The organism is Methanobrevibacter sp. (genome assembly GCF_045539575.1).
Lineage (GTDB): Archaea > Methanobacteriota > Methanobacteria > Methanobacteriales > Methanobacteriaceae > Methanocatella.
In genome coordinates this window covers 1-24,260 of record NZ_JAZQFM010000060.1, presented here as the reverse complement: position 1 = coordinate 24,260, position 24,260 = coordinate 1, and the positions used below count along the sequence as shown (strand labels likewise).

Annotated in this window: 35 protein-coding genes; 27 read left to right on the top strand and 8 right to left on the bottom strand. The window is 36.0% G+C overall.

Going from position 1 to position 24,260, the window contains the following annotated elements; genetic code table 11:
- The coding region (locus tag ACKI30_RS08135) for an ABC transporter transmembrane domain-containing protein (protein WP_407411474.1) at positions 1-503 on the bottom strand (503 nt) is incomplete at its 3' end.
- A gap of 74 nt (positions 504-577) precedes the next feature.
- Positions 578-1,378: a DUF169 domain-containing protein gene (locus ACKI30_RS08130; protein WP_407411472.1), complete on the bottom strand. Its 801-nt coding sequence runs from the start codon at positions 1,376-1,378 to the stop codon at positions 578-580.
- Positions 1,379-1,440: 62 nt separating this feature from the next.
- On the opposite strand from ACKI30_RS08130, the gene ACKI30_RS08125 reads away from it, so the two are divergent.
- The 8 genes from ACKI30_RS08125 (at position 1,441) to ACKI30_RS08090 (ending at position 5,501) form a co-directional block, all read left to right on the top strand.
- Positions 1,441-1,983, top strand: a complete 543-nt coding sequence (locus ACKI30_RS08125; protein ID WP_407411470.1) for a ribonuclease H — start codon at positions 1,441-1,443, stop codon at positions 1,981-1,983.
- A 196-nt stretch (positions 1,984-2,179) separates the two neighbouring features.
- The gene (locus ACKI30_RS08120; protein ID WP_407411468.1) at positions 2,180-3,040 is read left to right on the top strand and encodes a DUF1002 domain-containing protein; all 861 of its coding nucleotides are present in this window, start codon (positions 2,180-2,182) and stop codon (positions 3,038-3,040) included.
- Positions 3,041-3,126: 86 nt separating this feature from the next.
- Entirely contained in the window at positions 3,127-3,753 is a 627-nt protein-coding gene (locus ACKI30_RS08115; protein WP_407411466.1) for a zinc-ribbon domain-containing protein, read from the top strand.
- 460 nt (positions 3,754-4,213) lie between these two features.
- Positions 4,214-4,774 carry an acyltransferase gene (locus tag ACKI30_RS08110; protein ID WP_292744657.1) on the top strand — a complete coding sequence of 187 codons (561 nt, stop codon included), beginning with the start codon at positions 4,214-4,216 and terminating at the stop codon, positions 4,772-4,774.
- Positions 4,775-4,841: 67 nt separating this feature from the next.
- Positions 4,842-4,991: a hypothetical protein gene (locus ACKI30_RS08105; RefSeq protein ID WP_407411464.1), complete on the top strand. Its 150-nt coding sequence runs from the start codon at positions 4,842-4,844 to the stop codon at positions 4,989-4,991.
- A gap of 5 nt (positions 4,992-4,996) precedes the next feature.
- Positions 4,997-5,191 (top strand): rubredoxin, encoded by a 195-nt coding sequence (locus ACKI30_RS08100; RefSeq protein ID WP_407411462.1) that lies wholly within the window; start codon positions 4,997-4,999, stop codon positions 5,189-5,191.
- 70 nt (positions 5,192-5,261) lie between these two features.
- A complete protein-coding gene (locus tag ACKI30_RS08095; protein ID WP_292742121.1) occupies positions 5,262-5,381 on the top strand; it encodes a rubredoxin in 120 nt (39 codons plus the stop codon).
- 9 nt (positions 5,382-5,390) lie between these two features.
- Positions 5,391-5,501 carry a rubredoxin-like domain-containing protein gene (locus ACKI30_RS08090; protein ID WP_292742119.1) on the top strand — a complete coding sequence of 37 codons (111 nt, stop codon included), beginning with the start codon at positions 5,391-5,393 and terminating at the stop codon, positions 5,499-5,501.
- A gap of 11 nt (positions 5,502-5,512) precedes the next feature.
- Here ACKI30_RS08090 and ACKI30_RS08085 read toward each other — a convergent pair whose 3' ends face one another.
- Positions 5,513-6,112: a YigZ family protein gene (locus ACKI30_RS08085; RefSeq protein WP_407411460.1), complete on the bottom strand. Its 600-nt coding sequence runs from the start codon at positions 6,110-6,112 to the stop codon at positions 5,513-5,515.
- 66 nt (positions 6,113-6,178) lie between these two features.
- Here ACKI30_RS08085 and ACKI30_RS08080 point away from each other — a divergent pair, with 66 nt between their 5' ends.
- The gene (locus tag ACKI30_RS08080; RefSeq protein ID WP_407411458.1) at positions 6,179-6,574 is read left to right on the top strand and encodes a hypothetical protein; all 396 of its coding nucleotides are present in this window, start codon (positions 6,179-6,181) and stop codon (positions 6,572-6,574) included.
- A 24-nt stretch (positions 6,575-6,598) separates the two neighbouring features.
- Here the strand turns inward: ACKI30_RS08080 and arfB are convergent, their stop codons facing one another.
- Genes arfB through ACKI30_RS08065 form a run of 3 tightly spaced genes read right to left on the bottom strand, consistent with a single transcriptional unit; the run spans position 6,599 to position 8,311 of the window.
- Complete coding sequence (gene arfB, locus ACKI30_RS08075) at positions 6,599-7,291, bottom strand: 2-amino-5-formylamino-6-ribosylaminopyrimidin-4(3H)-one 5'-monophosphate deformylase (protein WP_407411456.1); 693 nt, start codon at positions 7,289-7,291, stop codon at positions 6,599-6,601.
- A gap of 10 nt (positions 7,292-7,301) precedes the next feature.
- On the bottom strand, positions 7,302-7,784 hold the full coding sequence (locus tag ACKI30_RS08070; protein WP_407411454.1) for an RNA-binding protein: 483 nt from the start codon (positions 7,782-7,784) through the stop codon (positions 7,302-7,304).
- A 53-nt stretch (positions 7,785-7,837) separates the two neighbouring features.
- Positions 7,838-8,311, bottom strand: coding sequence for a type II toxin-antitoxin system antitoxin SocA domain-containing protein (locus ACKI30_RS08065; protein ID WP_407411452.1), 474 nt, complete (start codon positions 8,309-8,311; stop codon positions 7,838-7,840).
- A 297-nt stretch (positions 8,312-8,608) separates the two neighbouring features.
- Between ACKI30_RS08065 and ACKI30_RS08060 the strand changes: the two genes are divergently transcribed.
- From ACKI30_RS08060 to ACKI30_RS08045, 4 genes are all read left to right on the top strand, one after another.
- On the top strand, positions 8,609-8,839 hold the full coding sequence (locus ACKI30_RS08060; protein WP_407411450.1) for an LSm family protein: 231 nt from the start codon (positions 8,609-8,611) through the stop codon (positions 8,837-8,839).
- A 61-nt stretch (positions 8,840-8,900) separates the two neighbouring features.
- Positions 8,901-9,089: a 50S ribosomal protein L37e gene (locus ACKI30_RS08055; protein ID WP_067042784.1), complete on the top strand. Its 189-nt coding sequence runs from the start codon at positions 8,901-8,903 to the stop codon at positions 9,087-9,089.
- Positions 9,090-9,253: 164 nt separating this feature from the next.
- Positions 9,254-9,667, top strand: a complete 414-nt coding sequence (locus ACKI30_RS08050; RefSeq protein WP_407411448.1) for a hypothetical protein — start codon at positions 9,254-9,256, stop codon at positions 9,665-9,667.
- A gap of 8 nt (positions 9,668-9,675) precedes the next feature.
- Positions 9,676-10,062 (top strand): hypothetical protein, encoded by a 387-nt coding sequence (locus ACKI30_RS08045; protein WP_407411446.1) that lies wholly within the window; start codon positions 9,676-9,678, stop codon positions 10,060-10,062.
- A gap of 6 nt (positions 10,063-10,068) precedes the next feature.
- Here the strand turns inward: ACKI30_RS08045 and ACKI30_RS08040 are convergent, their stop codons facing one another.
- Positions 10,069-10,404, bottom strand: coding sequence for a hypothetical protein (locus ACKI30_RS08040; RefSeq protein WP_407411445.1), 336 nt, complete (start codon positions 10,402-10,404; stop codon positions 10,069-10,071).
- Positions 10,405-10,563: 159 nt separating this feature from the next.
- On the opposite strand from ACKI30_RS08040, the gene rnc reads away from it, so the two are divergent.
- The 13 genes from rnc (at position 10,564) to ACKI30_RS07975 (ending at position 20,871) form a co-directional block, all read left to right on the top strand.
- Entirely contained in the window at positions 10,564-11,235 is a 672-nt protein-coding gene (gene rnc / locus ACKI30_RS08035) for a ribonuclease III (protein ID WP_407411443.1), read from the top strand.
- Positions 11,236-12,702, top strand: a complete 1,467-nt coding sequence (locus ACKI30_RS08030) for a homoserine O-acetyltransferase (RefSeq protein ID WP_407411441.1) — start codon at positions 11,236-11,238, stop codon at positions 12,700-12,702.
- A 38-nt stretch (positions 12,703-12,740) separates the two neighbouring features.
- A complete protein-coding gene (locus ACKI30_RS08025) occupies positions 12,741-13,439 on the top strand; it encodes an AzlC family ABC transporter permease (protein ID WP_366938516.1) in 699 nt (232 codons plus the stop codon).
- Positions 13,439-13,753 carry an AzlD domain-containing protein gene (locus ACKI30_RS08020; protein WP_292741384.1) on the top strand — a complete coding sequence of 105 codons (315 nt, stop codon included), beginning with the start codon at positions 13,439-13,441 and terminating at the stop codon, positions 13,751-13,753. The genes ACKI30_RS08025 and ACKI30_RS08020 overlap by 1 nt, the downstream gene beginning before the upstream one ends.
- Positions 13,754-14,211: 458 nt before the next feature.
- Positions 14,212-14,448 carry a helix-turn-helix transcriptional regulator gene (locus tag ACKI30_RS08015; RefSeq protein ID WP_292741386.1) on the top strand — a complete coding sequence of 79 codons (237 nt, stop codon included), beginning with the start codon at positions 14,212-14,214 and terminating at the stop codon, positions 14,446-14,448.
- Positions 14,449-14,459: 11 nt separating this feature from the next.
- Positions 14,460-15,191 carry a DUF4013 domain-containing protein gene (locus ACKI30_RS08010; protein ID WP_407411439.1) on the top strand — a complete coding sequence of 244 codons (732 nt, stop codon included), beginning with the start codon at positions 14,460-14,462 and terminating at the stop codon, positions 15,189-15,191.
- Positions 15,192-15,200: 9 nt separating this feature from the next.
- On the top strand, positions 15,201-16,034 hold the full coding sequence (locus tag ACKI30_RS08005) for a DUF4013 domain-containing protein (RefSeq protein ID WP_407411437.1): 834 nt from the start codon (positions 15,201-15,203) through the stop codon (positions 16,032-16,034).
- Positions 16,035-16,087: 53 nt separating this feature from the next.
- Positions 16,088-16,810: a hypothetical protein gene (locus ACKI30_RS08000; RefSeq protein ID WP_407411435.1), complete on the top strand. Its 723-nt coding sequence runs from the start codon at positions 16,088-16,090 to the stop codon at positions 16,808-16,810.
- Positions 16,811-16,859: 49 nt separating this feature from the next.
- Positions 16,860-17,777 carry an ABC transporter ATP-binding protein gene (locus tag ACKI30_RS07995; protein ID WP_292741394.1) on the top strand — a complete coding sequence of 306 codons (918 nt, stop codon included), beginning with the start codon at positions 16,860-16,862 and terminating at the stop codon, positions 17,775-17,777.
- 12 nt (positions 17,778-17,789) lie between these two features.
- Entirely contained in the window at positions 17,790-18,515 is a 726-nt protein-coding gene (locus ACKI30_RS07990; RefSeq protein ID WP_292741396.1) for an ABC transporter permease, read from the top strand.
- Positions 18,516-18,585: 70 nt separating this feature from the next.
- Entirely contained in the window at positions 18,586-18,858 is a 273-nt protein-coding gene (locus ACKI30_RS07985; protein WP_292741398.1) for a zinc ribbon domain-containing protein, read from the top strand.
- A gap of 129 nt (positions 18,859-18,987) precedes the next feature.
- Positions 18,988-19,371 (top strand): hypothetical protein, encoded by a 384-nt coding sequence (locus ACKI30_RS07980; RefSeq protein ID WP_407411432.1) that lies wholly within the window; start codon positions 18,988-18,990, stop codon positions 19,369-19,371.
- Between the two features lie 48 nt (positions 19,372-19,419).
- Complete coding sequence (locus ACKI30_RS07975) at positions 19,420-20,871, top strand: asparagine synthase-related protein (protein WP_407411430.1); 1,452 nt, start codon at positions 19,420-19,422, stop codon at positions 20,869-20,871.
- Positions 20,872-20,891: 20 nt separating this feature from the next.
- On the opposite strand, the gene ACKI30_RS07970 is transcribed toward ACKI30_RS07975, so the two are convergent.
- Positions 20,892-21,758, bottom strand: a complete 867-nt coding sequence (locus ACKI30_RS07970; RefSeq protein ID WP_407411428.1) for a hypothetical protein — start codon at positions 21,756-21,758, stop codon at positions 20,892-20,894.
- Between the two features lie 865 nt (positions 21,759-22,623).
- On the opposite strand from ACKI30_RS07970, the gene ACKI30_RS07965 reads away from it, so the two are divergent.
- Entirely contained in the window at positions 22,624-24,045 is a 1,422-nt protein-coding gene (locus ACKI30_RS07965; protein WP_407411426.1) for a hypothetical protein, read from the top strand.
- Positions 24,046-24,260 lie beyond the last annotated feature (215 nt).

The following is a 24,260-nucleotide window of genomic DNA, read 5'->3' as shown; positions in this document are numbered from 1 at the left end:
ACAATAACGGCCGCAAATGTGACGGCGATAATCCATGAAAGGTCGGTTCCAAGCTCAAATGCCTTTATTATGCTTCCGACTCCTAAAAGAGGTGCAAAAAGCAGTGTTGTGAATACCATCACAAGAACACTCTGAAGCTGGTTTATGTCATTGGTTGACCGTGTAATCAGAGATGACCTTGAGATTTCATTCAGCTCGTGGTTTGAGAACTTGAGAACTTTCGAATAGACTGTTTTTCTCAGGTCCTTTGCATATCCCGAGGACACCCTGCTTGAAGAATAGGACACGCCGACAGTTGCAAGGGCGGATATCGCCACCATCGCAAGCATCATCTTGCCCGTTGCCATAATAAAATCGAAGTCAGTGTTCTGAATGCCTATGTTTACAATGTCTGCGGTATACTGGGGCAGTGTCAAATCGCAGTAAACCTGGATTATCAGAAAAAGAAATATTGCAAAAAGGTATCCGATTTTATTTTTCAGGGGCGTGATTAATTGTTTCATTGGTACATATTAGATTTTATGAATTAATAAATGTTTTAATTTAAAAAAAAGTTAAATTGTCCGAAACAATCGGACTATTTGAATTTCTTCCACAGGTCGGTTTGAAGAACGCTGGCCTCACTTAACTCCTCAAGCTTAAGGAAAAGCTCCCAGGGCATTGAAAGATTCATGTAGTCATTAGGTATGAAATGCTTCATCTTGCCTCTTCCGGCAAAGTCAATCGGTCCGAGAACCGGGTTCGGATCATCGCTTTCAGCCTCCCTGAAAACAAAGTTTCCGATTGCCTGGCATGCTGAAGCCTGCGGTGTCATGATGCATGCTGAGTTGTCCCTGAAAGATGAGTTGATCTGTGTCAGGACGGTCAGTTCCATGGGATTGACTGTAAATATTATGGATTTTGGAATTTCTCCTTCTTCAAGATTTTCAATGCCCTTGAATATCACGTACTGTCCCTCATCATAAACAGGCCTTGACTTGATGCCGCTTTTTGCAGTTTCAAAATCGCAGTATATTCTCTCGCCGTGCCTGAACATTTCGCCGGTGTGTTTCGGCATGTGGCTTAATCTCTCTTCGTAGGCTGCCCTATCTGGTGCGGAATCAACTCCTAATGAGAGAAATGTTGCCTGAAAGTCAACTGCATCCTCATCTGCCATACCTGAACCCCATCCGAAACCTACGGATATTCCTCCGCATGAGATGTGCTCACGGCCAAAGTATGTTGTCTTTCTTTTTGCAATGGTCTGCGCAACAAAGCTCATTACGCAGCCGCCCCTTTCGCCTTTAGGGCCTGTTGCATCTTCCGGTTTGGTGTCTGATTTTAGAAGTGCAATCGGCGGAAACTGCATTTCTAGAATTTCTGAAATTTTGCTCTGCATATTTAACTACCTCTGATTAAAGTATATTTATCCTCATATTAAATATTATATAAGGTGACTACATGGATACTTACTCTTATTTTACAGACGGCGCGGCGACAATGGTCAACAGGGATGGAAAATACCTTCGCTGTGAAGGCGGCTGGGCATATATCAAATGTTTCAACGGCGAGGAGGACTCAAGCCAGTCCGGTGGCTGCAGTCTTACAACCAACAATGAAATGGAGCTCTATGCGATATATGCCTCCATGAGGGACTTTCTTGACTCTTGTGACGGCGGGGATAAAATCGAAATCTACACCGACAGCGGATACTGCATTGGAATTTTCACCCAGTGGGCTAAAAACTGGCAGAAACGGGGCTGGAGGAAATCCAATGGGAAGGTTATTGAAAATCTGGAACTGGTTAAGGCAATCTGGAAACTGATGGGTGAAATTGAAAATAAAAACTGTGAACTGCTTTTTGTCAAGGTCAAGGGCCATTCCGGCAATGTGATGAACAATGCTGCAGACAAGCTTGCCGTTGAGGCCAAAGGGGTTGCCAAAAGGACAGGTGAGACTATAGGTTATAATGGTATGGATGATGTGCTTCTAGGCACCAAGTAGATATTTGACACTTTGCCAAATTTTTAATTTCAAAATTAATAAAATTGAATAATTTTTAAAATTTCACCATATATTATTGTATATTTTTTATAATATTTTTCTGAACTTTTGAATTTTTAGAAAATGTCCAGAAAACTATAACATTTAAATACTACCTAGACTAACTAAAAATAGGAATTTACAGAGGTGATATAAAATGCGTAAAATTACTATAGCCATCCTGGCTTTAATCGTACTCGCCATGATCATTCCTATCGGATTTTCAGGCGAAGCAAATTCCGTCGTAGTAACTTATGGTGAAGCAACTCACTCAAATTCAGATTACAAGTCAACTGTTGATGACTTTTTCAACAGCTACGCACATGTTGATTTAAACAGTGCAGACTCAAGAATCATCTATGCCAGTGAAGTAAATCAGATATCTTCAGGCATATCAGGTAAAACATACAGTTCAAATCAGATACTGTCCTCAGCGCTGCTGGACTTAAATGACAATGACAATCTCGAAGTGAGCGTTGACAAATCAAAAATCAAGACAGTCACAGGGGATATGTACATTTCAGCGCTGAAATCAGCTGGAATCACTAAAGGTCATGTATACGTAACAAGTCCGGTTTCCGCAACAGGAGAATCAGCTCTTGCAGGAATCATGAATTCATACGAAGCGGCTACAAACGTTGAAATTCCGGAAAAAGTAAAAGAGGCTGCAGCTGACGAAATCAGCACACAGGCAGAAATTGTCGACAACTCAGGAGTAGATCCAAATTCACTTTCAAAACTGGTGGATGACGTAAAACAGGAAGTTTCAAAAGACAATATTACAGACCACAACACAATTGTGAACATCATTAACAATTATGTTCAAAACAATAACATTAACATAACAAATGCCGATATTGAAAACCTTGCAAACTCCATTGAACAAGTGCAAAACGTTCAAGGGGATGTAAACTACTATAAAGGTCAGGTAAGTGACTTTATGGGAAATGCAACAAGCAACGGCTTTTCAATTGACGGCATCCTAGACTGGATTAAATCCTTCATTAATGGGATTTAATCTCATTTTTTCTTTTTTTTCAAATAACAATCTAATAACACAACCTTTTTATTATTATTTTAATAAAATATTAACAAGGTGTTATTATGGTTAGTTTAAAGTTCTGCCCGAATTGCGGCAATGAAATTACAGACGATGACGTGGAATTCTGTACGGAATGCGGATGCAATCTAGTTAATCCAACCAAAGAGTCCGATGTCAAATCCAAGGGATTTTTCAGTGACATGGCTGAAAAGACAAGCTTTCCAGTAATAGTGTTTTCATTCATCATATTCGGAGTGTTCCTGTTTGTCGGATCCATATTCTGGTCATCATTCATGTCCGGCGGTTCAATAGATTTGATAACATATCTGCTGCTGGTTGTGACATTTTCAGTATTCTTCGGAGGAATATTCATCGGATATAAGGGATGCGAAGACAAGACATTTGTCATTCCGAACTTTTCAATGTATCTTGGAAGCGTTTTTGCAGTCGTCCTATGCATACTTGGTTTTATTTTCACATTCTTCATGGGAATATTCTCTGTATTGAGTTCCATATTTTCCGGTTCATCAAGTACTGCATATTCAAATTCCCTTCAAACTCAGACTCCATCATATGCTCCATCAATTGATTTAAGCGGCGTTTTAAAAATACTGTTGTTTATATTGCTGATTCCGGTTGCAGCTTACCTGGGAGTTTATCTTGGATACATCTTGAAAGAAAATATTTAATTTAATCATTAATTTTTCTTCTTTTTTTTTAATTATATCTGTCACATTAACATTCCAATTTTGTCATAAAACACCAAATCTAAACCGCTTAATATATATACTAATTAAAAACATACATTAAATCATTAATAGATTAATTTTAATTAAATAAAGGTTTGATAATATGGTTAGATTTTCACAGACTCTTGATGATAGGCAAGCGAGGAACAGAGAAAAACCTTACGAACAAATCAATGAGAATCCTAATTATTATGCTCGTGATGAAAGGCAGCCTCGCCCTGTTGATGTCAGGGATGCCAGATTGTATTCTCAACCTCCAAGACCAGTGCGTCAGGAACCGACCTATCAAAGACAGGATAATTTCTACAGACAGCCTCAAAGGGAGGAAACAGATGAAATTATCTATGAAAGACCTGTAATTGAAAAGGAATCCGTAAAACCTGACCTCTCAAAACCTGAATTGAAGTTTCCTGCTGACCAGAACATCCAGTTTGGTGTGGAATACGCTCCGAACTCAAGGCCTCCGGTCATAGGCAAGAACTACACAATCAGATCAAATTCAATCATCTACAACGATGTGGTAATAGGAGACAACTTCAGGACAGGACATAATGTTGTCATTCGTGAAAACACCAATATTGGTGATGATGTCCTGATTGGAACCAATACGGTCATTGAAGGGGACGTAATCATTGGAAACGACGTCAGCATTCAGTCAAACGTGTATATTCCGACCAATTCAGTAATTGAAGACAACGTATTTATCGGACCTTGTGCTTGTTTTACAAATGATAAGTATCCTGTAAGGATCAATTATGAATTGCAAGGGCCTAAAGTGAGACGTGGAGCTTCCATTGGAGGTAACACAACATTCCTGTCAAATGTTGAAGTCGGGGAAGGTTCCATTGTTGCCGCCGGAGCTATTGTCATACATTCCGTTCCGCCGTTCTATCTGGCTATCGGAACACCGGCTCGTATCAAACCGCTTCCGGATCACTTGAAAGTTCCAAACAGGTTCTGATATTTTTTATCAATTATTAAAGTAATAAACTATTATGTATTATTGATATAGGTATGGGGGTGATAATGTGGCAAGCAAAGTAAAACCAACGCCTACTTTAAAAGGCAGGGATGCTGAACGGTTCATTGAAAAATTGAATACACCTTCAACCGATGAAGAATTAAAATCTTTAAAAAAATCTGATGAAACTTTTAAAAAGATTAAATATGTTCGTTAATTATCGTGCAGATAATTGCATTCAACAAAGGAGATTATGTTATGGCTCAGTACAAATGTAAGATATGTGGATATGTTATTGATGAAGATGACTACGAAGAAGGCTTGAACATTCCCGCCGGAACCAAATTCGAAGATTTGCCTAGTTCATTCAAATGTCCAAAATGTCGCATGGCAAAGGCTATGTTTGAAAAAATTTAAATAGTTTTATATATTACTAATAAATAAAATAATATTAAAAAATTATACAATTTAAAGGAGATTGTTAAATATGGCAAAATTTAAATGTAAACTTTGCGGATACGTAACCGAAGAATTTGAAGAATTACCAGAAGACTACAAATGTCCTATGTGTGGCGCAACCGCAGACATGTTTGAAAAAGTAGAATAGGTGTCTTCAGTGGCTTTCGTTTGTAAAGTATGTGGATTCGTCTTGGAAGAAGATGAATTACCGGAAGATTACGTATGCCCAGTCTGTGGCGTACCTGCAGCAAACTTTGAAGAACAGTGAGTTCTTCACTTTTATTTTTTTTCTAAAAACTGCTTATTTTTAAAATTAGCTTCTATTTTTCCAGAGTATTTTTCGAATATTTTCAAAATGTCTCTGCCCTCTTTTGACACGATATCGTAGCTGACCTTATCTGAATAGTCCTTATCTATGACTTCAAGGCTGTTGTTTCTAACTTCAGTATCGGCCATTTTGATTTCAGAGTATTCGAATGTTATTGTGTAGACTTCATACTCCTCGATTTCAAGAATCTCGGCCTCGCCGATGGCTTCCATGACTGATTTGGAGTATGCCCTTACAAGTCCTCCCGCACCGAGCTTTATTCCTCCGAAATATCTGGTGACGACTGCAGTCACATTGTGAAGCTCATTTTTTCTAAGTACATTAATCATTGGCTTTCCTGCAGTTCCGCCGGGCTCGCCGTCATCGTCAAAGCCTTCCCCGTCACTTACTATATACGCTGTGCAGTTGTGGGTTGCGTCGGAATATTGCTGGTTCAGCTTTTGGATTAGCTCCTTTGATTCCTTCTTTGTTCTGGTTGGAACGAGAGAGCAAATGAACTGTGATTTCTTCACATTTATTTCGCTTTGGACTGCTTTTTTTATGGTTTTCATTGTATCAATAATTTTATATATTTAATCGAATATATTATTGTTAGTAAATTTTTGAGGGTGTTAAAATTGTCAAGTCGATCTGCTACTGTTTTAGTAATATTTATTGTGGCATGCATTGCATTCTGCTTAGCAACTGTCTTTGCATCCATGACAGGACCAATATCAATTTTACCTAATGAAAGTGAATCCGGAGGCATTTTAGATAACCTTTCAGTAATAGAAAATGCTGATACCGGTGATCATCAGTCATACGGATATGACAATTCAAACGATTATTCATCAAATTATGAAAGTTCACAGTCAAGTGAACCTCAGGTAGAGACTACTACGGATGAATCGTCACAAAGTAGTTCCAGTTCACATAGTTCCAGTTCTACAGAACAACATACTGATGATTCAGGTTCTCAGCAACAGGAACCTTCCAGTAGTGATGAATCTCATGTAGAAACTTACCAAGGATAATATTTATCCTTTTTACTTTTTTTTTTAAAAATCTAATAATTTTTCAATATCAAACAATACTGAGTTAATAGCCAGACTGAAGAGTCTGTTTCCGTAATCTTCATCTACATAAACACCGTTTTCTTCAACGTCCCTTGCACCTTCTTCGATGTTTGGGTCATCTTTGCGTGCCTGGGTGAATCCATGCAGACCAACCTCTTCATATTCATTGACGTTTGCCTGGTTTACAACTTCGTCCTCGTTGACGATGCCTAAAACCTTAGCCATTGACAGCTCGCCGCTGCCTCCGTGAGGGCCTTCTGATGAGATTACCTTATTGTTGAATGTAATTGACAGTCCTGTCTTGTCCTCAATGTCCCATAGCTCGGCCACAAGAGGAATGTTTCCTCCGTGGGCATTGACTATAACGACCTTTTCAATATCCAGGAATTTTTTTGCAGAATTAAGTGTGCTGATAACGTTTTCTTTCAGCACATCAAGGGAAACATGAACTCCATGGTCTATTGTGTCCAGTTCATATGCGGGAAAGATAATTCCTAAAAACTTGGCTCCGCTGATAAGTGATGCTTGAAATGCGATGTGTGCACCTATCTTTGCATCGGTATCGATTGGAAGGGCGGGACCGTGGTTTTCCAGGTGTGATCCGAGCGCTATCAGTCCGACCTTGTGAACTTGTGGGTTTTTAATATTTCCTGCTCTGTATCTTAGCTCTGCCATCTAAACACCTCTATACTTCAAAGTTCCAGATGTCGTCACCGACATAGTGTTTTGTCTCAACGGCTTTTCCGGAATCATTCTCAACCATTTCTTCACCTGTAATCAGACTGACTCCGATTGCCAGTGGTTTTCCGTGGGTTTCATCTATGATTAAAACGATGTCTCCAGGCTCAACGCCTTCTGAGGCTGCCACGATTCCAGGGCTCATGATGTCAGCACCATTGCTTACGAATCTGATTGCTCCCATGTCCACGGTAACTGTTTTTGCATCAATTTCATTTGCAAGAGCAGCCTTCAGGGTCGGGAACGGTTTTTCATCGATAATTATGATGTATGGTTCTCCGTCAACAAGAATGAATGAATTAGGTTCGGCTTCAAGTATCTCCACATTTTTCTTGCCTTGAAGCAACTGTCCATATTCGCCCAATTGTGATTTTATCTCTTTAATTTTCTTCTTTTTTAGGAAATTTCTTTTTTTAACTTTTATTGCCATGTTTACCCCACAGTATATTAATGAATAATATTTTGTATTTCGATTTAATAAAACTATTCATTGGCTCTCAGGAACACGTCATCGTAATTTATCTCATCATTCATTCCGGCCTTGCTCAGCGGCTCGTCCTGCCAGGCATATTTTGTTATTGTGCTTGCGTTGCTGTCGGTCAGGCGTTCAATGCATGAATTAATCACCGTGAGTTCATCCGGACTGAATTTCAGGGTTGGGATGACTGTCGGGTAGTATTTGTGTATTGTCCTGTTGTAGTATGGTTCCTTTCGCATGAACAGCTGTTTTTTGGCTATCAGGTCTTCCGTAATCCTTCTGAAATGTTTCGGCTTTATTCCCCTTTTCGATTTGATATAGGTTTCCTTTGTTAAAAATCTGTTATAACGTTCGTAATAGTTGAAATCGATGAAATACATCACTGTACACAGTACTGTCTTGCCCAGATTAGGTTTGTTTGAGCATCTGAATAATATGTACATGATCAGGTTGATATATTTCTCTTCATCGAATCTCATGGTGTGTGCCTGGTGATGGTTAGTGATAGTAGATATATTTTCAGACAATATAAGTGAAGTCAGAGAGCATTTGAAGAGTATTTTAAAACTAATTTAAATAGTAGTTTAACTAATTATTTAACATTGGCTTTAATTTTTCATTATTTTGGCCTAAATTAAGGTAACATTTATATAGTAGGTTATTTATAATTAATAGTATTAGTTTTAATTAGGTTTTGTCTTATCTTAACTTGATTATATTATGAATTTTCAAATTCAAATTTAAAACTAAAATTTTTGATAATATAAGGTGATATAATGAGCGGACAAAATGTTCAAAGACCACTTGATGCATTAGGAAAATCTGTAGACTCTCCGGTTTTAATAAAACTAAAAGGAGATCGTGAATTTAGAGGTATACTTAAGAGCTTTGATTTACACATGAACTTAGTTCTTAATGATGCAGAAGGGTTACAAGACGGAGAAGTAACCAGAAGACTCGGTGTTGTACTCATCAGAGGAGACAATATTGTTTATATTTCACCATAAATATTATTCAATACTTATTCGAGATTATATTTTCAACGACAAATAGGGAGGAGGTGTATCAGTGTCAAAGGGTACTCCATCAATGGGTAAAAAGAATAAAAAGACCCATATCAGATGCAGAAGATGTGGTAGAAACACTTATCACATACGCAAAAAAGTTTGTGCTTCTTGCGGATTTGGTAAATCCAAAAAACTAAGAAGATACAGCTGGCAAAACAAAAAACCAACTACTAGACAAAGATTAGTATAAGTTGGTTGAAACCATGAAGATTATTTAATAATCTTCTCTCAAATCTATTTTTCAAGGTAACTTTCAGATTACTGCAATATTTAATAACTGCTTTTTTTAGATAACTTTATTAACAATTATTTAATTATACATAGTTTAGGTATAACTAAATTTTAGGAGGTCTAATGATGACTGAATTAAAGGATATTGCCAAGGAAAACGATGTGAATTTGGAAAACTGTGTTGTTTTTGTAAGAGGTAACGACGACATATTGGCCGTGGACATTTCCAATGCAGGAATCAGGCAAAGAAGTGACGATACCATGGGGTTCACTTTCTCAATCAGTCCGAAACAGGCTTTGGAACTTGAAAAATATTTCAATAAATTTGCAACAGGTGAAAAATTCTACTTTGACATTTCACAAACAGGCTACAGGCCCGTCTATTACAGGGGACTGTCTCCAATGACCAAGGAGGTCAGCGGGGAGTATGAGCCTAAATTCAACATTACACTGTTTGCACAAAAAGCCATAGTTGAGCCTGATGATTCATATTTCGCACCTACATGTGCCTGCTGTGAATTCTGTCACATTGAATAGGTGAAATCATGTTTGATGATGAAATTTCAGACAGGATTGTAATTAGAAAAAGCTCTTCCGAAGAGCTGCACCTTGACCAGAAAAGAGTACACATCCGCGAAAGTAAAAATGGTTTGATGAGATTGAGTTATGTGGCTCCGGTATTTGAAGCAATCGAAGTGGAGAGATTTTTCGAAGATTTGTTGAGTTGCGAGAAACTGACTATGGATATAGGTGATACCGGTGAGTTTCCCGTTTCATTTAGAGGGATAGTTGATGGGAAAGGAAAGAATTTCCCAAAAAATTTAGATCATAAAATTATTCTGCTGCAGGGTTCAATTTCCCCGGATTCCATAATGGATGTGCAGCTTATGGGATTTTCCAAGTTTAAACCAAACTATACAGTTTCAGAATAATTTTTCCTATAATTCGTCTTCGACTGCATCCCACAGGTCCACTGCCCAGCCTTGGCCAGCATCGATTACCATGTCGAGCAGTCTTACCTTGCCGTCACGGAATCTGAATAGTCTGTAGTCCTGCTGCGGTTTTTTGGCGGTTCCTTCCTTGTTGCAGTCGAGATAAATTCCTTCGCTGTATTCTGCTTCAAAGTTTCCAGCCTGAACGAAGTCTCCAACAAGGGAATATCCGTTTCTTACGCTTTTGTCTAATTCGTCTATGGTTTTTAACCATCCGCCTTGGGCTCTGAACTTTATGTCAGGGTCGACTTTTGTAATTTCTTCTTGCCAATTAATTATCATAGTACCAAATCCTTTTTAATACTACTTTGAATGTTCATATTTAAATGAAAAGAGCAAGAGCATTTGAAGAGTAATATTTATAACTATCGTTATATAATAATTATATATAAGTCAAAATTCATAAATTAATAATATTATAAAATAAGTTTGGGCTTTATTATGAATTTGTTTGAGAAATTTTGCATTGATACTACAAATGACAAATTATATGAGATAGCGTTTATGCACTCATCTTACAGTGTAAAACATGGTATCGATTATAATTACGAAAGATTGGAATTTTTAGGGGATTCCATTTTAAGTCTGGTAGTTTCAGAGTATCTTTTCAAAAAATACCCTCATTATGAGGAGGGAAAGTTAACTAAGCTGAGATCAAATTACGTGTGTCAGAATGCGTTGATTTATTACTCACACGAACTGGATTTGAAAAAGTATCTCAAGCTGGACACAGAAGATCCGTACCTGACAGAAAACGAGGTACTGTCCATTACAGCAGACATTTTCGAATCCTTTTTGGGAGCAATGTTTATTGACCAGGGCATAGAATTTGCAAAGGCATTCCTTAAGAAATACATTTTCAAATATATCGATGAGGAAAAGGTATTCTTCAGGGACTATAAATCTGCAATGAAGGAATACGGTGACGCTCAAGAGGTGGACGTGTCTTACATTATGCTAAATGAATTTGGCCACCCTCATGAGAAAACATTCTTCATGTCCATACTGGTGGACGGAGAAGTTATGGGTGTTGGAAAAGGAAGAAGTAAAAAGGAAGCAGAACAAGCGGCTGCTAAAGTAGCTTTAGAAAAATTAGAAGTTTCGGTGTTTTAAATGAATGAAGAATCTGTAGGTATTGTTGAGACAAAATACTTTAATATTGAAGAGCCGATTAAGTTGGACAGCGGCAAGACTCTCAATAATGTAACTGTTGCTTATGAAACTTATGGTACACTTGACAAGGAAAAATCTAATGCTATTTTAATCTGTCATGCTTTAACAGGAGATGCGCATGCTGCAGGATGGCATGAAGGAGACAGAAAACCCGGATGGTGGGAAATAGTAATAGGTCCTGGAAAAGCGATAGATACTGAAAAGTACTTTGTAATCTGTTCAAACGTATTGGGGGGATGTAAAGGAACCACAGGTCCAAGTTCAATCAATCCTGAAACCGGAAGGGAATACGGTATCGAGTTTCCGGTAATCACAATCAAGGACATGGTTACGGTTCAAAAGAAGCTTATAGATTCATTCAAAATTGACCAGTTATATGCTGTTATCGGCGGGTCAATGGGCGGAATGCAGGTTCTCCAATGGATGGTGGACTATCCTGAAATGATGAAAAAGGCTGTTCCTATGGCTACAGCTGCAATGTCCTCACCTCAGCAAATCGCATTCAATGCGGTCGGCCGCCAGTCAATATTTGCAGACCCTAACTGGAAGGATGGAAATTACTATGAAACCGGATTGAAGCCTGAAAACGGTCTTTCAATAGCCCGTATGATTGCGCACATCACATATTTGAGTGACGAGTCAATGTACATCAAGTTCGGACGTGACCTTCAGGACAAGGACGAGATAAGCTACGACTTTACAACAGACTTCCAGGTTGAAAGTTACCTGAAGCATCAGGGAGCAACTTTCGTCAAACGTTTTGATGCTAACAGCTATTTATACATTACAAAGGCAGTGGACTTATTTGATTTGTCCATAAACAAATCATTGCTTGATGGATTCAAGGGCATTAAAGCTAAAGTTGAAGTGATTTCAGTCGATTCAGACTGGCTGTATCCGACAGAGCAAAGTACCGAGATTGTCACTGCACTCAATGCAAATGACGTTGAAGTTTCATTTTCAGAAATCAAGTCCAACTATGGCCATGACGCATTTTTACTTGAAAAAGGACAATTGAACTTCATTCTATCAAAATTTCTGGCAAACAATGTCGTCAGCGACCTGATGAAAGGCGTTGTCGTTACCATTAAGGAAAATGCCGATGTTAAGGAAGCGGCCAATCTGATGCTGGACAAGCAGGTAACCCACATTCCTGTTGTCACTGACGATTATAAGCTGATAGGTATTGTCACAAGCTGGGATTTGTCAAAATCAATTGCAATGAATACAAATCTTTTGAAAGATATCATGACAACTACCGTCAAGTATTGTTATGCGGATGAGTCAATCGAGACGGTTGCCAGAATGATGAGCGAATATGACATATCATCACTTCCTGTTGTTGATGAGGACATGAAAGTATTGGGAATCATTACAACAGACCAAATTAGTCATTTATTAAGTTAAATAACTAATTTTCTTTTTTTATTTAATTTTAAGGAGACATTATTATTTCTAGAACAGCTAAGTTTATTGATGGTGCTAAAAAGGGTATTCCAATTACATTCGGTTATGTTCCTATGGGAATTGGATATGCAGCTATTGCTATGAAGGCGGGTTTTACCCCTCTGCAGACAATATCCATGTCATTTCTGGTCTATGCAGGCGCAGGCCAGATTATCGCAGCATCAATGGCATTGACAGGTGCCAGCGTAATGGCAATAGTTCTTACAAACTTTGTTGTTAATCTGAGATATTTTGTAATGTCAACATGCGTTTTAAATCAGGTTGAGGAGTCCAATCTGGGATTGAACATACTGGCTTCACACGTTACCGTTGACGAGTCATTTGCAATGTTTTCCTTAAGTGAGGATTCTCATATCTGGATTTATCTGGGAATTGCAATAACAGCATGGCTGAGCTGGTGTCTGGGAGCGGGAATCGGTGTGGTATTGCTGGACATTCTTCCGGTAATCGTTACAAACAGTTTCAACATTTCATTATATGCGCTGTTTGTGGCTATTCTGACTCCTGCAGTTAAGGAATCAAAGCAGATTGCACTTCTTGTTTTGATAACTGCCGTTTTGAATATTGTATTGAGCCAGTTTTTGGGAAACTGGTCACTTATTGTTTCAACACTTGTCGGTGCGGCGGTTGGAATGTATATTGTAGATGACGAATATCTTATTTCAGGTGATGACTAATGGATTATATAAGTTTGGCTATTTTGGGCTGTGCAATTGTAACATTCATTCCAAGGGTGATTCCGGCATTGTTCATTGACAGGCTTGAATTTCCACCTAAAGTCGAGAAGTTCCTGAATCTGATTCCGTATACTGCCCTTGCGGCGCTGATCTGTCCGGGAGTATTGACAGTAGACAATCAGCTATGGTATATAGGTCTGATAGGTGCGGTTGTAGCGGCAGGTCTTGCCTGGAAAAAGGTTCCTCTCGGAGCAATTGTAATATTGACTGTGGTTGTATTGATTACAGTTTACTCTATCGTTCCTTTCTTTTAATTTCTTTTTTTAAAATTAGTTTTTTAGTCCCAGGCAGATTTTTAGAGGAAAATGGGTTTGCATATAATGGGTTCGTTTAGCATGATTTTTTCTGCCTGGAACTGTAATGCAACATCAAATGTGTTAATGTAATGTTACATATGTTAAAGATGAATTACCTCATATATAAATATTTCGTTTTTCATTTTCACATAAAAAAGTTAATATTTTCTTTTTAATTCATAAATAAGGTTTAATAAATTTATAATTTTAATTTTTCATTATTTTGAATTAGTTTTATTTTTAATAATTGAATTTATAGTTGTTTTAATTAATTTAATTGGATTTTATTAATTTAATATAAAATAGAAAACTTTATATACTATGTAATTTAACATTAACATAAGTAATTAGATTTTAACATAATTACTGAAGTACTTAAATACTTTTTGCAAAAATGACTTAATTTGTGGATTACTATGAGAACCATGATTAAATATTTAAGACAGGAGCTCAAACTGAGCCAAAAAGAACTTGGGGACAAGGTTGGAGTGACCCGACAAACCATTAACGCACTGGAAAACGGCAGGTACAATCCATCCTTATTTCTAGCATATGAAATAACCCAGGTTTTTAATAAAATGTTATTCAAAGGAGATCGAGAACAATACTTTGTTATGGAAGATATATTTATTTTCGACGATGATTACTATTAGGAGTTAATAAAATGATTTTAGACATATATAAAGATGCGCTGGAATATTCAGCCAAAGACTGGAAAACATTGGTGGTATTGGGAGTAGTAGCACTGTTCAGTTTCCTGTTGCTGCCTGCTTTCATAATTACAGGTTACAATTACAGAGTTATCAACAACGCAGTACATGGAATAATCAACGGAAGAGATCCTCTTCCAGATTTCGACGATATAATCGACATATTCGTAGATGGAGTGAAAGTCGTCATTGTTCAAATTGCATATCTGATTGTGCCTGTCATATTATTCATCATATTCGCAGTTATTGCAGGAAACCTAACTGGTGTTGCATCATCTGCAGTAATGATTATCGGATGCTTAATAACATTAATTGTAGGTGTTGTCGCATGCCTGATGAGTCAAATGGGATTATGTCACATGGCATATAACGACGGAGCGTTCACAAAAGCATTTGACTTCAAGGAAATCAAAGAGGTAATCGATGAAATCGGATGGTTTGAATGCATTGCAACATACATAGGTTTAATTATAATAACCCTTGTGATTGCAGTTGTTGTAACAACACTCATCGGACTGGTATTCACAGTATTCGGAATTTCCGGAGCTGCTTTAGGAGCAAGTCCTAGCGGAATACTTGCATTTGGAGTATTCATTAATTGGTTAATTACAATGTTCATTGTTGGACCATACCTGAGCATATTCAATGCAAGATCCATAGGATTATTATACACAATGCAGATATAAGGTGATTTGATGGCAAGCATTACAGATTGCGTCAGTGAGGGATTGAAATATCCCTTCAATGATGTAAAAAAGCTTTTAAGTTTTGGTGCGTTATTCGCACTCTTAAACTTATTATCTACAGCAATAAGCATTAAGAATTTGGACATCTTTAGAGCAGTAACAAGAGAAATCAACCAATCAAATGCTACAGCATTGTCCCTAAAGTTTACACAGCTACCTGCAAATGACATTTATCTTGTAGCTGCTTTGGGAATTGTCAGTTTCATAATCACATTGTTTGTGATGGGATATCAGTATAATGTTGTCAAATTTTCAATAGACAAGAAAGATGACCTTCCGGGGTTCAGCGACATATTAAATATATTTGTAAATGGAATCAAGATTTTAATCGTAACAGTTGCATATAACATTATTCCTGTAGTCGTATTAATCATTGGAATCATATTAACCGGTGATTCATCAGCACTTCCTGTTATTGCAGTGATTTCAGCAATTCTGTTTATAATTGCATTCTTCCTCCAAATCATGGCTGTCAACAATATGGTTGCAAATGACAGTCTCAAAAAAGCATTTGATTTTGGAGAAATCACTGACAAGATTGCAAATCTTGGATGGGGAAAATACATTGGAATAGTTATATTTACAATCATCATATTCATGATTGTCAATGTTGCAGCAGGATTCATATTGAGTTTCCTCACTTTATTGTTTGCAAGAGCTTTCAATCAGGCAATAGTCGTATCTGCATTCATTGGAATACTTGAAGGGTTATTCATAACATCTTACACTAGCGTATTTTACAATAGGATCTGCGGATCAATCTATAGGGAAGCTATTAAATAGTTGGAATGTTTTTAAGCATTCCATTATATTTTTTTAAAATAATAGGTGATAATATGAAATTAAATTTAAAAGTATTTGGTATCCTCATGGCATTGCTTGCCGTGGGCTGTGTGGTTTCAGCTGCATGTGCAGTTGACCTGGGAAATGACTTCAGCACTGGTGATTTTACAGTAAAGACACCTTCAGGCGCTGAATTTACAGAAAATGTAAACGTTGCTATGGATGATATTAATTTTACCATTTTTAAAAATTTAGGTATGAATTCCGATGATTTCAATTCAGTAATTTTCTTCAAGGATTCCACAGCAGATAAAAAGGATTTTGACACATTTCTTAAAGATTTGAAAAAAGAGGGAACACAAGTTGAAAAGACAGATAAATACGTCGTGTTGAAAAATAATCATAACGGCGCTGATTTTAACGTTAACAGTGACCTTGACGGCATATTCAACATTGCAGACGATATCTTTTCATCCGATGGTTTAAATATTTCCGCTGACGGCAACTCAGTTTCACTGTCAGGTAAAGGATTAAACGTTTCCAGTGAGGATGGCGAAAACATATCCGCTGGTCCTGAAGGAATAAGCGTTTCAGGCGGATCATCAAGTGACAACATGTCTGTCAATGTTTCAAGCGATATAGATTCAAACATTAAAGACTGCGATTACTCAGTTTATTTAGTCAATTCAGATAAAAACAGTGTCATTGTAATATCCGGAAATAATCTGGAATTGTTGAAATCAATGGCCGAAACAGTTTCTTTTAATGGGAATTAAACTTTTTATTCTCATTTATTTTTTTTAATTTTTTATAGAGGATTTTAACATGGTAGACTACGTCATCAAAACAAACAATTTGTCAAAAATATATTTCAAAAATAAAGTTGTAAATTCAGTTAATATGCATGTTGAAAGAGGAAAAATCTATGGACTTTTAGGTAAAAACGGTGCTGGAAAGACCACAACAATGTGCATGCTTTTAAATCTTACATATCCAAGTGAAGGGGAAATATTTCTCTTTGGAAAAAATCCTAAAAAACATTCCAATGAAATTTATCCAAAAATAGGTTCAATCATTGAAACTCCTGGATTTTATGAAAATTTAACGGCTTATGAAAATTTGGAAATCATTGCTAAACTGAGGGGAGATTATAATCCGTTCAATATCAGTTCAGTACTTGAAATGGTTAATTTAAGCCAAGCAAAATCAAAAAAATTCAAGGATTTTTCATTAGGCATGAAACAGCGTTTGGGAATTGCAGCAGCAATTATGCACAGTCCTGAGCTATTGATACTGGATGAACCCATCAATGGCCTTGATCCATTTGGAATTAAGGAAATTCGTGCATTGCTTAAAAGATTGTCCCATGAATTTGGAATAACTATTCTAATTTCATCTCATATCTTGAGTGAAATAGAAAATCTTGCCGATGTCATAGGTTTCATGGACAATGGCGTTCTGATAGAGGAGATGTCCAGGGATGAGTTATTCAATAGACTGGATAAATTTGTAGAGTTTGAAGTATCAGACATTGATTTGGCAGTAAATATTTTCAAAGAGCTGGAACTTAGAGAAAATATTGATTTCACAGTCAATGGAAATATAATTCGTTTGTATAGTCATTTGAACATGAGAGATAAGTTCAATGCAATATTTGTCAAAGCAGGAATTGATGTGAAAAAGGTAAATCTGTGTGAAGAGAATCTGGAAGAGTTTTTCACAAGATTCGTTTCTAATAATTAAAGGGGAGATTAAATGTTGACTTTTATAAAGATGGAATTTTTAAAACTTAAAAGATCCAAAATATTTTTGTTAAGCATAATAGGAGCCATTCTTCCGCCATTGCTCATGTTTATTGCTGTAACTTCATTTGATGAAGGGCAAACTTTTGAAGCATTATTCACTAATGTCAATATGTACATGTCGGCGATGTTTGCAGTCATGATATTTGCAATAATCATATCATATCTGTTTGGCAGGGAATACAATGAGCATACCCTAAAGACAATGCTGACTATCCCTGTGTCAAGAGGAAAGTTTCTGATAAGCAAATATGTCATGTTTCTGGTTTGGATTGTTATTCTAACAGTGGTGACAAGTCTTTCAACACTCATATTTGGTTTTGCAGCAGGTCTTGAAGGATTCAGTGTAAATCTGTTTTTAGACAGTTTCACTCAGCTTCTCTATGCAAATGTACTGTTATTTTTAACATTCTCTCCATTTGTATTCATTTCACTGCTGATAACAAACATGGTTCCTGCGATGATTGGAGGTGCAGGCCTGTCATTGGTCAATTTGATGGTATATGGCCAAAAATGGGCTCCATTCGTTCCCTGGACATGCCCATATTTAATCGCATCAGGGGAGATAACCGAATATGCAACAAGCATTAGTGTATCGTATAGCATTATTTTAGCCACTTTTGTAATTGGATTAGTGATTTCATACATTTACTTTACAAGAACGGATGTTTCACTTTAGACATTACTCTTCAAATGCTCTATGCATTGGTTTAAATACTGCAATGTCAAAGTATATTGTGGGGGATATGATGAATGATTTTGAAAATCAAAAATTCTGTCAATCATGTGCAATGCCTTTAACAGATGAACTTTTTGGAACCAACGCAGATGGCACCAAAAATGAAGACTACTGCATGTACTGCTTTAATGACGGTGAATTCACATCTGACATGTCAATGGAAGAAATGATGAATTTCTGCATTGAAAAGATGGTTGAAGTTCATCCTGAAATGGATAAAAATCAAGCCTCTGCCATGATGAGAGAGGTATTTCCAAAATTGAAAAGATGGGCAAACGACTGATTTCCCATCAAATATTCTTTTTTTGCCTTAACTATATAATGTAAGAAATAGTATATAGTATAAGGAGTTTGAAATATGAAATTGTGGAATCCTATAGCTTTTTTTATAAGTTTAATTATGAGCATCATAATGCCGTTGATTTTTGCAACACCTATGGGAATGCCTGTAGAGATGTGCTTTTTGATGTGGCCAATCAGATGGGTTGTTGCTTACTTTTTGGTTAACTTGATTGTTCATCCTCTGGGACTTAAACTGGCAGGCAAGATTTTTGGATTCAAATTGGGAATGAAAACAGGACTTTGGAATCCTCTGGCATTTTTCATAAGCTTAATGATGAGTTTCATCATGCCGCTGATATTTGGAGTTCCTATCGGACAGCTTCCAGTGGACATGCTCTTCTACCTGTGGCCTGTCAGATGGGTTGTTGCTTATTTCATTGTAAGTCAGGCCGTAAATCCATTGGCGTTCAAATTGGCAGGTAAGGTATTCGGATTCAATCCGATGAATAACTAGTTTTATTTACATTCAATTTTAAATATATCCTTAGGAGATTTTGATAGTATGTGTTCAATAGTAGGTTTACAGGGTAATGTTAAAGCGGAAGATATTGTTAAAATGTTAAAAGCCTCTAAAAACAGAGGACCTGATTCATCAGGAATATATCTGGATAAAATTCATGAAAACATTGATTTGGATGAGTTCAGTGACGATAACGCTTATCAGATTGCCTTTGGACATAATCTGCTTTCCATTTATGACTCAAACAACAGGGTCTCAAAGCCTCAGCCGGTTTCAACTGAAAATCTCGTTCTGGTTTTCAATGGTGAGCTTTACAACTTCAGCACTATCAGGAACTTCCTCACAAAAGTTGGAGTGGACACGGAAATCACCTGCGACGCTGATGCATTAATCTATCTGATTGATTTTTACAATAAGAAACTGGACCTTCTTAAGGCAGTCCAATCAGCAATCAGACTTATTGACGGGGATTATGCCTTTGCGGTGTGGGATGGAGAAAACCTCGCAATTGCAAGAGATCCATTGGGTGTAAAACCCCTGTTTTATGCACAGAATGATGAGCTAAAAGGGTTTGCATCAACAAGACAATCCTTAAAAGAGGTCGGATTTACAGACATTGACACCCTAAAGCCGGAACACATTCTTTATAATTGGGAAGATGTATCTCCAGCACAGCCGATTTATGAAAAGGTCTTTGAAGGTGATGTTGCCAAAATAGACAAGATGTTAAGGCTGAGCGTTGTCAAAAGGATTGAAGGATTGTCCGAGATTGGAGTGATATTTTCAGGAGGCCTTGACAGTTCCTATCTGGCACTGCTTTTAAAGGAGATATCTGAAAACGTTCCCTTGAAAATCAAATTGTATGCTGTTGGTGCTGAAGGTTCCAAGGATGTGGAAGCTGCAATCTATGCATCAAAATTCCTGAATCTGGATTTGGAAATCTGTGAGGTTACAGAAAATCTGGTGCGAGAAGCCCTTCCGGATGTGGTCAAAGCCATCGGTGATGATAATCTCATGAAAGTGGGTGTCGGCCTTACAACTTACTTTGCAACTAAAATGGTTCATGAGGACGGATTGAAGGTAGCCATTTCAGGCCAGGGTGCTGATGAGCTCTTTGGAGGATATAAACGTTATGTGCAAAGCTTTATTGATGGAACCCTGAACTATGATTTGAGGCAGGACATGTCAAACATGTACCATGTCAACCTTGAAAGGGATGATGCCTGCTCAATGCTAAATTCAGTGGAATTAAGATTGCCGTTTTTGGACAAAAAACTTGTAGAACTGGTCTTAAACATTCCGGACAACAAAAAAATAGTCTCAATGCATGATGACATGAGAAAAAGCATCTTAAGAAAATTGGCCTTTGAGGAAGGTCTCGACTATGAAATAGCTTACAGGCCCAAAAAGGCTGCCCAGTACGGAACTGGCATTGACAAGATTTTAAGAAAGAAAATTGTAAAGGATACAGACATTTCAAAATATCTGGAATAATCAATTGTAAATATCTAACTTTAAAAAAACATGGACAAATCTGTAGTTTCATCAAATTTAGGGATGATTTTAAGTTCTGCTGAAACATATTCTTCTAATTTATTAAAATCATTTTTTAAGTGGGTTAAATCTCTAAAAGCAAATTGGGTAATGTTTGAATAATTTTTAAAATAATCTTTTTCAATTTTTTCACAATAATCATAAAATTTGTTTAATAATTCTAATTTTACCATATCATTTAAATCTGCTTCCTGCAATACTATTCTAAAAAAATCTAATGATCCTAATATGAACAGTCTATTTGATGAAGTATCAAATGTTTCGTAAATGTCCATTAATCCCTTTGCTTTATCTTTAACGATGTTTTCCAGAGAGTTATTGTCTATTTTTTCATCAACAATAGTTTCATCAAATAGGTTAAATTTTACAACATTATCAAATGATTTAGAAGCATCATCTTGAGAAATATGTGGTTTTAATGACTTTAAAATGTTTATTGAATCATTTTTAGTAAGGGTTTTCACATTCATTTTGTTTGAATAGTACAGGATAGTGGATTCTGCTTCTAATAATATTTTGTTTTGATTTTTTATAAACGATTTAAATTTATCAATATCTAAATCAGGTATGTTTTCATAATTCTTTTTATTTAAATCGACATGTCTGTAGTCTTCACTTAATGATACGGAATAAGGGCCATTAGTATGAAAATTAAAATGATATGAACTATTCCACCCAAAATATTTTGATAAGTATACTAATTTTTGGACTTTAATTCTAAAATCTTTGCTTTCACTGATTTTTTCTTTAAAATCTTTATCATCTTTAAATGACAATATATCTTTCATAGAATTTAAAAAATACGTGAGATTGTTTATTTCGCTCATTTACTAACTCTTCATTATATTTTTTCAATTCCACGTAAGTGGTGTTTACTATCATTATGATTTTCATTGAATATAAAGTTTAAGTTAGATTTGACTGCAATTTTACGTACTTAATGCAATTTTGAAGTCATAATGAGTAAATAAATTTTAATTTAAGGAATTTAAAAAAATTAATCATCAACCACATTAATAACTTTATGATTCATTTTTCACAATCAAATCACTGGGCGGACAAATTACAGTTTATGGTCTTTTAACTATATCTTTTCAGTTAAAACAATTAGTTGTTCCTAATTATGTAAAATATTTCATTATCTAAAATTTGTAAAATTCGCAGCCTTGGAGGTTGTTTAATTTTTTTTAATAAAATTTCATTGTTTTTGTAAAAAAGTATGGTATTTGTTCGTTATGTCTTAATTAGTTTCTTTTTTTATTATCAAATTTTATGTAAAGTATTTTTAACATTTATTTTTTTTAAATAACGCATATTTGAGCTTTAATTTAAATAATAGTACTTATATATATGTATATGTCTTTTGATTAAACAGTTGATTTTAAGTATTGAATGTTTGAAAAAAAGATGCAAATAGTGAAAAGTGATTATTAGATAAAAGTGCCCTTAACACTTTTATTAATCACTTTCACATGTTACTATTAAACAAACAATGGGTAAATTGAATGATTGCAAGTAACATTTATAATTTATATATTAAATGCTATTTAAAGTTATTTAAAATAGTTGCAGACAAAATGCACAGTTATCCTAGCTTAGCTATGCTTTTAAATAATTCATTCTTTTTTTTCATTCCATTTAGGTTAAAATTTGTTTATCAAGGGATTATTGCAATAATCAGACGTGATAAATATGAAATTGAAAAAGATAATGTTGATAACATTGATGTTATTGGCGATTATAGCGATTGGAGCTGTAAGTGCATCGGAGGATATTGCTGATGATAATGTTACAGTCATTGAACCGACTGATGATTTAACAGTCTCTGAAGTCGATGATGAAAATGTAATTTATACAGTTGATGATGAAATAAATGGCGCAGAGGATTCAGAAGAAATCCTAAGTGAGGATGAGGTTTTTGAGCCTGATGTTTTTTATCCTTATTCAGGCCAGCATATTTATTTTTCTGAAGGCGAAATGTTTCATATTGGTGTGGATGCCAAAGGGGCTAATGGAACATTCAGAGTTTATTATTCAGGGTGGAATGACTTCGGACCTTTCAAATACAATAATACCTTGTTGGCATCTGCCGATATAATTGATGGTATTGGAATTGTTAATTTAACTGTCCCAATAGGAGGTAATCCTATATATACAGTAGGTTATGATTTTATTGATTATTGGGTTGAATATGAAACCAATAAAGGAAATGGCGATACATTTTTTAGTATATTGGTCGTAAAAAACAATGAAAAGATTTCTGCAAAACTTGACAGAATGGAATTTACAGAAGGGGGAAATAATAATGTCACTCTTCAATTCGCTTCACCCGTATACGGATTTTTGAATTGTTATGTGGATGGAGTTAGCCTCCCGGAATATCATTTTGATGATGTAAACTCTGCAAAGGTGCTATTTGAATATTTAAGTGTTGGAACACATTTTATAAAAGTTTTATTCACGTATAACGAAACTTTTGACAATGTTGGAACATTCTCAAAAACATTCACAGTTACTGTAAACCCGTGGGTTCCAGTCATTGTACAAACGGCCACTAAAATCACATCATCCAAGCTAACCACTACCTATAATGTTGCAGGTAAAGTCACATTCACTCTTAAGGATGAGGATGGCCGTGTTATATCAGGTGAAAGGGTCACAGTTAATTTCAACGGAAAAACTTATAATAAAGTCACTGATTCTAAAGGCCAGGTAAGTGTTGATATCCCTTCAGGACTGGCCCCTAAAACATATAATGCATACATTAAATTTGAGGGGGATGAAAGTTTTAAAGCGTCTTCTGCCAGTGCAAAAGTAGTTGTTTCAAAGGCAACTCCAAAGATAACAGCTAAAGCAAAGACTTTCAAAAAATCAGTCAAAACCAAAAAGTACACAATTACTTTAAAAAACAATTTGAATAAAGTCATGAAAAACACTAAGGTGACAATTAAAGTCAACAAGAAAACCTACACTGCCAAAACCAACAGCAAAGGTGTTGCGACATTTAAAATTACCAAATTGGCCAAAAAAGGTAAATACACTGCAACCGTTAAATATGCAGGTAACAAATACTACAATTCCAAATCTGTAAAGGTTAAAATCACTGTCAAATAGATATTCACGGCATTTTTAATAATCAATGAGGTGAAAATAATGAATTTCAAAAAAATAGTTGCGATAACGTTATTGTTATTGGCAATTCTAACAGTAGGTGCTGTAAGTGCAGCTGAAGATGCAGGTGCACTTGCAGTTGATGATGCGGGAAATGAAATGGTAGTTGAAACTCCAGCAGATGATGTTGAGACATTAGGCTCTGATGAAAATGACGA

What these genes read in the sequence shown, in the direction of transcription:
- ACKI30_RS08130 (WP_407411472.1), bottom strand. Translation starts at nt 1,378, where the DNA reads ATGCAGAGCAAAATTTCAGAAATTCTAGAAATGCAGTTTCCGCCGATT.
- ACKI30_RS08125 (WP_407411470.1), top strand. Translation starts at nt 1,441, where the DNA reads ATGGATACTTACTCTTATTTTACAGACGGCGCGGCGACAATGGTCAAC.
- ACKI30_RS08120 (WP_407411468.1), top strand. Translation starts at nt 2,180, where the DNA reads ATGCGTAAAATTACTATAGCCATCCTGGCTTTAATCGTACTCGCCATG.
- ACKI30_RS08115 (WP_407411466.1), top strand. Translation starts at nt 3,127, where the DNA reads ATGGTTAGTTTAAAGTTCTGCCCGAATTGCGGCAATGAAATTACAGAC.
- ACKI30_RS08095 (WP_292742121.1), top strand. Translation starts at nt 5,262, where the DNA reads ATGGCAAAATTTAAATGTAAACTTTGCGGATACGTAACCGAAGAATTT.
- ACKI30_RS08085 (WP_407411460.1), bottom strand. Translation starts at nt 6,112, where the DNA reads ATGAAAACCATAAAAAAAGCAGTCCAAAGCGAAATAAATGTGAAGAAA.
- arfB (WP_407411456.1), bottom strand. Translation starts at nt 7,291, where the DNA reads ATGGCAGAGCTAAGATACAGAGCAGGAAATATTAAAAACCCACAAGTT.
- ACKI30_RS08070 (WP_407411454.1), bottom strand. Translation starts at nt 7,784, where the DNA reads ATGGCAATAAAAGTTAAAAAAAGAAATTTCCTAAAAAAGAAGAAAATT.
- ACKI30_RS08065 (WP_407411452.1), bottom strand. Translation starts at nt 8,311, where the DNA reads ATGAGATTCGATGAAGAGAAATATATCAACCTGATCATGTACATATTA.
- ACKI30_RS08060 (WP_407411450.1), top strand. Translation starts at nt 8,609, where the DNA reads ATGAGCGGACAAAATGTTCAAAGACCACTTGATGCATTAGGAAAATCT.
- ACKI30_RS08050 (WP_407411448.1), top strand. Translation starts at nt 9,254, where the DNA reads ATGATGACTGAATTAAAGGATATTGCCAAGGAAAACGATGTGAATTTG.
- ACKI30_RS08045 (WP_407411446.1), top strand. Translation starts at nt 9,676, where the DNA reads ATGTTTGATGATGAAATTTCAGACAGGATTGTAATTAGAAAAAGCTCT.
- ACKI30_RS08040 (WP_407411445.1), bottom strand. Translation starts at nt 10,404, where the DNA reads ATGATAATTAATTGGCAAGAAGAAATTACAAAAGTCGACCCTGACATA.
- rnc (WP_407411443.1), top strand. Translation starts at nt 10,564, where the DNA reads ATGAATTTGTTTGAGAAATTTTGCATTGATACTACAAATGACAAATTA.
- ACKI30_RS08030 (WP_407411441.1), top strand. Translation starts at nt 11,236, where the DNA reads ATGAATGAAGAATCTGTAGGTATTGTTGAGACAAAATACTTTAATATT.
- ACKI30_RS08020 (WP_292741384.1), top strand. Translation starts at nt 13,439, where the DNA reads ATGGATTATATAAGTTTGGCTATTTTGGGCTGTGCAATTGTAACATTC.
- ACKI30_RS08015 (WP_292741386.1), top strand. Translation starts at nt 14,212, where the DNA reads ATGAGAACCATGATTAAATATTTAAGACAGGAGCTCAAACTGAGCCAA.
- ACKI30_RS08010 (WP_407411439.1), top strand. Translation starts at nt 14,460, where the DNA reads ATGATTTTAGACATATATAAAGATGCGCTGGAATATTCAGCCAAAGAC.
- ACKI30_RS08005 (WP_407411437.1), top strand. Translation starts at nt 15,201, where the DNA reads ATGGCAAGCATTACAGATTGCGTCAGTGAGGGATTGAAATATCCCTTC.
- ACKI30_RS08000 (WP_407411435.1), top strand. Translation starts at nt 16,088, where the DNA reads ATGAAATTAAATTTAAAAGTATTTGGTATCCTCATGGCATTGCTTGCC.
- ACKI30_RS07995 (WP_292741394.1), top strand. Translation starts at nt 16,860, where the DNA reads ATGGTAGACTACGTCATCAAAACAAACAATTTGTCAAAAATATATTTC.
- ACKI30_RS07990 (WP_292741396.1), top strand. Translation starts at nt 17,790, where the DNA reads ATGTTGACTTTTATAAAGATGGAATTTTTAAAACTTAAAAGATCCAAA.
- ACKI30_RS07985 (WP_292741398.1), top strand. Translation starts at nt 18,586, where the DNA reads ATGAATGATTTTGAAAATCAAAAATTCTGTCAATCATGTGCAATGCCT.
- ACKI30_RS07980 (WP_407411432.1), top strand. Translation starts at nt 18,988, where the DNA reads ATGCCGTTGATTTTTGCAACACCTATGGGAATGCCTGTAGAGATGTGC.
- ACKI30_RS07975 (WP_407411430.1), top strand. Translation starts at nt 19,420, where the DNA reads ATGTGTTCAATAGTAGGTTTACAGGGTAATGTTAAAGCGGAAGATATT.
- ACKI30_RS07970 (WP_407411428.1), bottom strand. Translation starts at nt 21,758, where the DNA reads ATGAGCGAAATAAACAATCTCACGTATTTTTTAAATTCTATGAAAGAT.
- ACKI30_RS07965 (WP_407411426.1), top strand. Translation starts at nt 22,624, where the DNA reads ATGAAATTGAAAAAGATAATGTTGATAACATTGATGTTATTGGCGATT.